The sequence below is a fragment of the Saccharomonospora saliphila YIM 90502 genome, assembly GCF_000383795.1.
GTDB classification, from domain to species: Bacteria; Actinomycetota; Actinomycetes; order Mycobacteriales; family Pseudonocardiaceae; genus Saccharomonospora; species Saccharomonospora saliphila.
On the sequence record NZ_KB912649.1, the window covers coordinates 77,326 to 82,918 of the forward strand.

The following is a 5,593-nucleotide window of genomic DNA, read 5'->3' on the forward strand; positions in this document are numbered from 1 at the left end:
TCCCGCGCGCGCCGCCGTGGAGCACCTCGGCGGCGCGCGCGGGCCGGACCTGCCAGAACGGACTGTCAGGTGCCCCGGACCAGGCAGAACGGATGGCCGGCCGGGTCGGCGTAGACCCGGAAGGTCTCCGGTGCGGTGTCCAGCGGACGCGCGCCGACCTCGACCGCGTGCCGGTGTCCCTCGTCGAGGTCGGCCACCTCGAGGTCGAGGTGCAGCATCTGGGCCCGCTCTCGCGAGGGCCAGGTGGACGGCTGGTGTTCCGGGTCGAGCTGGAAGGCGAGATCGGCACCGCCGTCCGGGTTCACCAGGACCACCCAGTCGTCGCCCGGCGTAGCGCGGTCCTCGATCGCCCAGCCCAGCAGCCGTGCATAGAAGCGGGCCAGTTCGTACGGGTCACGGCAGTCCAGGACCACGCAGTGCAACGTCGGCGAGACGGTCATCGACATCCTCCTCGGTAACTGGTGAAGCCAGTTTGCTGGTTAACTCGTCCGGTGGCAATCCGGTTTCCACCTAGACTGGCGCGGGTGAGTGAGGCGGACGTGTCGCTGGTGCTGGCGTTCCTCAACACCCGCGACGTCGAGGCCGACACCGACGTCCTGCGCTCGGTGCGGGAGTGGCGCGAATGGGCACTCGACCGAGGCCACCGGCCCGACCCGCTCCCCGAGGCCGTACGGGCGCGGGACACACTGCGAGCGCTGGTCACGGGCACCGACCGGACCCCGGGAGCCGCGCGGGTCACGGTGGACGTCGTGACCACCGGCGACGGCGCGGAACTCGTGTCGCGCACCGCCGTGGCGGCCGTGTTCGCGGCCGTGGCCCGGCTGACCGCGCTCGGCCGGTGGAACCGGATCAAGATCTGTCCCGACACGGCGTGCCGGTGGGCGTTCTACGATCGGTCCCGCAACCGTTCGCGCACCTGGTGTTCGATGCGGGTCTGCGGCAATCGGGCGAAAGCCCGGTCATTCCGGCAACGCGGCATCACGGAATCATCCCCACCCGAGCGCTAGTTCTGTGGATAACTCGGTGGATAACTCCCCAGCCTGTGGATAACTCCACCGGGACGTGTGAAGCGTTCCGCCGAACGGTCTCGCGGAGAACTACTCAGAGCAACACGCTCCTAGAACACCACGTGCGCGACGCTGTGGATCACGAGACCGGCCAGCGCACCCACGACCGTGCCGTTGATCCTGATGAACTGGAGATCGCGCCCGACCTGCAACTCCACCTTGCGCGCCGTCTCACGGGAATCCCAGCGGTCCACGGTGTCGGTGATGATCGTGGTGATCTCCGGCGAGTAGTTCGTGACCACGTAGGCGGCGGCGCCCTCGACCCAGCCGTCCACCTTGCCCGCGAGCACGGCGTCCGACTGCAGGCGCGCGCCCAGCGTGCGCAGCCCGTCCCGCAGCCTCGTCCGCAGCTCGCTGGACGGGTCCTCGGCGGCCGTGAGCAGCATGTCCTTCGCCGTCGTCCACGCCGAGTCGATCACCTTGCGGACCTCGGGGTGCTCGACGAGCTGCCACTTCACCTGCTCGGCACGCGCCACGGTCTCGGGGTCGTCGCGCAGGTCCCGCGCGAATTCCGCGAGGAAGCGGTCCAGCGCGAGCCGCATCGGGTGGTTGACGTCGGTCTTGACGGCCCACGCGAACGCCAGGATCTCACCGTAGACCTTGTCGGCGAGCATGGTGTCCACGAACCGCGGCGACCAGGAGGGTGCCCGGTCCGACACGACACGCAACACCGTGTCGTGGTTGTCGCGCACCCAGTCGTAGACGCGGTCGACCACGAGGTCGACCAGCCGGTAATGCGCGCCGTCGGTCAGGACCCGCTCCAGCAGCGTGCCCAGCGGCGGGCCCCACTCCCGCTCGACGACCCTGCGCACGACCGCCTGTTCCATGACGGCCTGCACGTCCTCGTCGCGCAACACGGTGACCGCACCGCGCACCACGGTCGCCGTCTCGGCCGTGACCCGCTCCGCGTTGTCCGGCCGCGCCAGCCACTCGCCCACCCGGTGCGCGGTGCGCACCCGGCTCAGCTTGTCCCGCACCACCGGCTCGGACAGGAAGTTCGAGCCGACGAAGTCGCCGAGACTGGTGCCGAGGACGCTCTTCTTGTTCGGGATGATCGCCGTGTGCGGGATCGGCAAGCCGAGCGGATGCCGGAACAGCGCCGTGACCGCGAACCAGTCGGCGAGCGCGCCGATCATCCCCGCCTCGGCGGCGGCGCGCACGTAACCGACCCAGGCGGGCCAGCCCGCCGACTCGGCCCAGCTGGTGAGCACGAAGATCACCGTGGCCCCGACGAGGAACCCGAGCGCCACCAGTTTCATCCTGCGCAGACCGCGGCGTTTGCCCTCCTCACGGGCCAGCGCGCCCGGAGGACCCACGGGGACCGACGCGGACCTCGTTTGCTCCATACGGCGATTGTCCGTGAGGATGGACCCTCGTGCGTGAACCTGTACTCGTCGACCGCCTGCGGCCCTTCACCTCGACGATCTTCGCCGAGATGACGGCGCTCGCCTCGCGGACCGGCGCGATCAACCTCGGCCAGGGATTCCCGGACACCGACGGCCCTGAGTCGATGCTTCTGGCCGCCCGCGACGCCCTGTTCGGCGGCGCGAACCAGTACCCGCCCGGACCCGGGCGCCCCGAGCTGCGTGAGGCCATCGCCGCGCACCGGGCGCGCTACGGCACCCACTACGACCCCGGCACGGAGGTGCTGGTCACGGCGGGCGCCACGGAAGCCATCGCCGCGAGCCTGCTCGCGCTGACCGGCCCCGGGGACGAGGTGCTCGTCATCGAGCCGTACTACGACTCGTACGCGGCGGCGGTGGCGATGGCGGGCGCCACCCGCCGGGTCGTCCCACTCGCCGACGACGGTGGCCGGTTCGCGTTGGACACCGACGCCGTCCGTGCGGCCATCACCCCGCGGACCCGGGCGATCCTCGTCAACTCACCGCACAACCCCACCGGGACGGTCTTCACCCGCGACGAGCTCTCCGCGCTCGCGCGGGTGTGCGTCGAGCACGATCTCATCGCGATCACCGACGAGGTCTACGAACACCTCGTCTTCGACGACCACGAGCACCTGCCCCTGGCGACCCTGCCGGGCATGGCCGACCGGACGGTGTCGATCTCCAGCGCGGGCAAGACGTTCAACTGCACCGGCTGGAAGATCGGCTGGGTCTGCGCCACGGCCGAGCTCGTCGCCGCGGTGCGCGCCGCGAAGCAGTTCCTCACCTTCGTCTCCGGTGGCCCGCTCCAGCCCGCCGTGGCCCACGCGCTGGAACACGAACGCGGCTGGGCCGACGAGCTGCGCGACTCGCTGGCCGCGAAGCGGGACAGGCTGAGCGCGGGACTCGCCGAGGCGGGATTCGCCGTGCGGCCGAGTGAGGGAACCTACTTCGTCTGCGCCGACGTGCGCCCGCTCGGATTCACCGATGCGGCGGACCTGGCCTGGCGGTTGCCCGACGCTGTCGGTGTGGCCGCGGTCCCTGTCAAGGTGTTCACCGATCACCCGCACGAGTGGAATCACGTCCTCCGTTTTGCATTCTGTAAACGCAACGACGTCCTCGACGAGGCCGTGAAACGCTTGCGGCGACTCGATGCGATTGCGCCGTCCGGGGTGGATCGCGCACCGACGGGGTGAAACACTCTCCGGGAATGCTAGAAATAGCACCCTGAGGGTAGCCCGGGCGCGGCCACGACGGCTCCGGGAAACCACGGCCGTTGAAAGCGGCCCGGGAGCGAACCAGTGCGGCAACGGGATTGGTGGTGGTGGCAGTGAGGAGTCCGGGTGCCACGCACCCCTCCGGCCCGCTGCCCGCGGCCGTCCGCCGCCTGGTGATCGTGCTCGGTCTCGCCGTCGCGGGCTGGCTGATCGCCGCCGCACTGTGCGGCTCCGCCGTGGCCGAGGAGTCCGGCACCGGCCCCTCGGACAACGGCACCGCGGCCCCCGGTGCGGCGCCGGACGACGAGCCGCGCGACGGCGAGAACGACACCGGCGCCGAGGACGAGTCCCCCGGGGACAACACGAGTGGGACCGACTCCACCGGCGACGGGGCCACCGGCGACGACTCCACCGATAAGGACGAGTCCACTGGTGAGGACGAGTCCACCAGTGACGACGAGTCCACCGGTGAGGGAACGACCGGAGACAACGGCGGTCGCACCGACGAGAACACCGCAGGCGAGCACGACGCCGACCAGAGCGGTCCCGACCAGGACGGTTTCGACCAGAGCGGTCCTGACCGGAGCCGTCCCGACGAGAACGGCACCGGCGGGGACGGCGCCGACGAGCCCGCGCCGCACGACACCGGCGAGGGGACCGGCACCGGTGGCCACGCGGACGGCGCACCCGGCGACGACCGCACCGCACCCGGGCACGACGACGCCACACACCCGTCCCAGGATTCCGACAGCCCCGAGCCCGGCTCGGACGGGCACGCCGCGGACTCCGGCGACACGGCGTCCGACTCCGGCGACACGACGTGCCGCGGCGCGGGCACCGCACGGCCGGACATCGCCCCGGGTTGCCCGAGGCCCACCACCGAGCGGCCGGTCACCGACGACCCGAGCGCGGACGGTGAGCACTCGACCGTCGAACTCCCGTACACCGCGCCGGAGCGCACCAGGTCCGGCTGCGCCGCCCCGCCGCACGGCACGGTTCCCTCCCTGCTGGGCACGACGACGCGGGTACTCGGGAACACCGTGGGCGATCTCGGGTACACCCTGGCGAGCCTGACCGGAACGGCCACCGGCGCGGTGGGTGAGGTCACCGAGCCGATCACCGACCGCGTCGGCGGGGTGCTCGACCTGCCCGAGGGCCTGCCCGACCTGCACGAGACGTTGCCCGACCTCGGACTTCTCCCGCCCGGGAACACGCCGGACCGGGTCCCCCTGCCGCGCCCCGGGAACGGGCCGGAGAGCCCGGCACCCGCACCGGTGGACGCCGGGGACCCCCGCGACTCGGCGCCCGAGCCGGTTCCGGGCGAGCCGTCGACACCGGCCGAGCGGTCCTCGCAGCGCCCGGAACCTGCCCCGTGGTCCGGCACGCTGGAGCGCGCCGAGGAGCCTCGTGAGGTCGCACACGACTTCCCGCACGGGTACGGCGGCGGCAGTGGTCCCGCCACGCCGGCCGCACCCGCCGCCGTGGCGGCGGCTTCCTGCGCCTCCGCGTCGCCGCACGAGCACGGGAGCGCCCATCGCGGCGAGCACGGGATGCTCGACTGGTCCCCCACGGTGACGCAGCTTCGCTTACTCGGCGTCAGCCGCGATCCCGGAATGCACGGAACGGGCAGAGAAGCAGCCCTGCCCACCACATCACCTGATTGATCATTTTCCGCCCGGGCGGACGCCGCTCTTACGACGAGTCGTTCCCGGCGCCCGGATCGGGCTGACGTTCAGGCGAATCCGTTTATCGAGGGATTGTCCCGTGTATTCGATTCTTCCCGCTCGGCCGACCGCGCCCGGCCGTCGCGGGTCATGGTCCCGGTGCCGCGTTGCCCCCGTGACGCCGGGACGCCCGGGTGCGCGTCGGCCGTTCCCGCTCACCGCGCCGAGCGGGGACACCGGCCCGACGCGCACCTAGCCGCAGG

General features: G+C 71.8%; 5 protein-coding genes. 3 read left to right on the plus strand and 2 right to left on the minus strand.

Annotated elements, in window-relative coordinates:
* Positions 1-65 precede the first annotated feature (65 nt).
* On the minus strand, positions 66-440 hold the full coding sequence (locus SACSA_RS0108510; RefSeq protein ID WP_019815065.1) for a VOC family protein: 375 nt from the start codon (positions 438-440) through the stop codon (positions 66-68).
* Between the two features lie 84 nt (positions 441-524).
* Here SACSA_RS0108510 and SACSA_RS0108515 point away from each other — a divergent pair, with 84 nt between their 5' ends.
* Entirely contained in the window at positions 525-1,007 is a 483-nt protein-coding gene (locus SACSA_RS0108515; protein WP_019815067.1) for a CGNR zinc finger domain-containing protein, read from the plus strand.
* 110 nt (positions 1,008-1,117) lie between these two features.
* On the opposite strand, the gene SACSA_RS0108520 is transcribed toward SACSA_RS0108515, so the two are convergent.
* Entirely contained in the window at positions 1,118-2,413 is a 1,296-nt protein-coding gene (locus SACSA_RS0108520; RefSeq protein WP_028661685.1) for a DUF445 domain-containing protein, read from the minus strand.
* A 29-nt stretch (positions 2,414-2,442) separates the two neighbouring features.
* Between SACSA_RS0108520 and SACSA_RS22105 the strand changes: the two genes are divergently transcribed.
* Entirely contained in the window at positions 2,443-3,645 is a 1,203-nt protein-coding gene (locus SACSA_RS22105) for a pyridoxal phosphate-dependent aminotransferase (RefSeq protein ID WP_019815071.1), read from the plus strand.
* A 134-nt stretch (positions 3,646-3,779) separates the two neighbouring features.
* Positions 3,780-5,330, plus strand: coding sequence for a hypothetical protein (locus tag SACSA_RS0108530; RefSeq protein WP_020628660.1), 1,551 nt, complete (start codon positions 3,780-3,782; stop codon positions 5,328-5,330).
* The last annotated feature ends 263 nt before the right edge of the window (positions 5,331-5,593 follow it).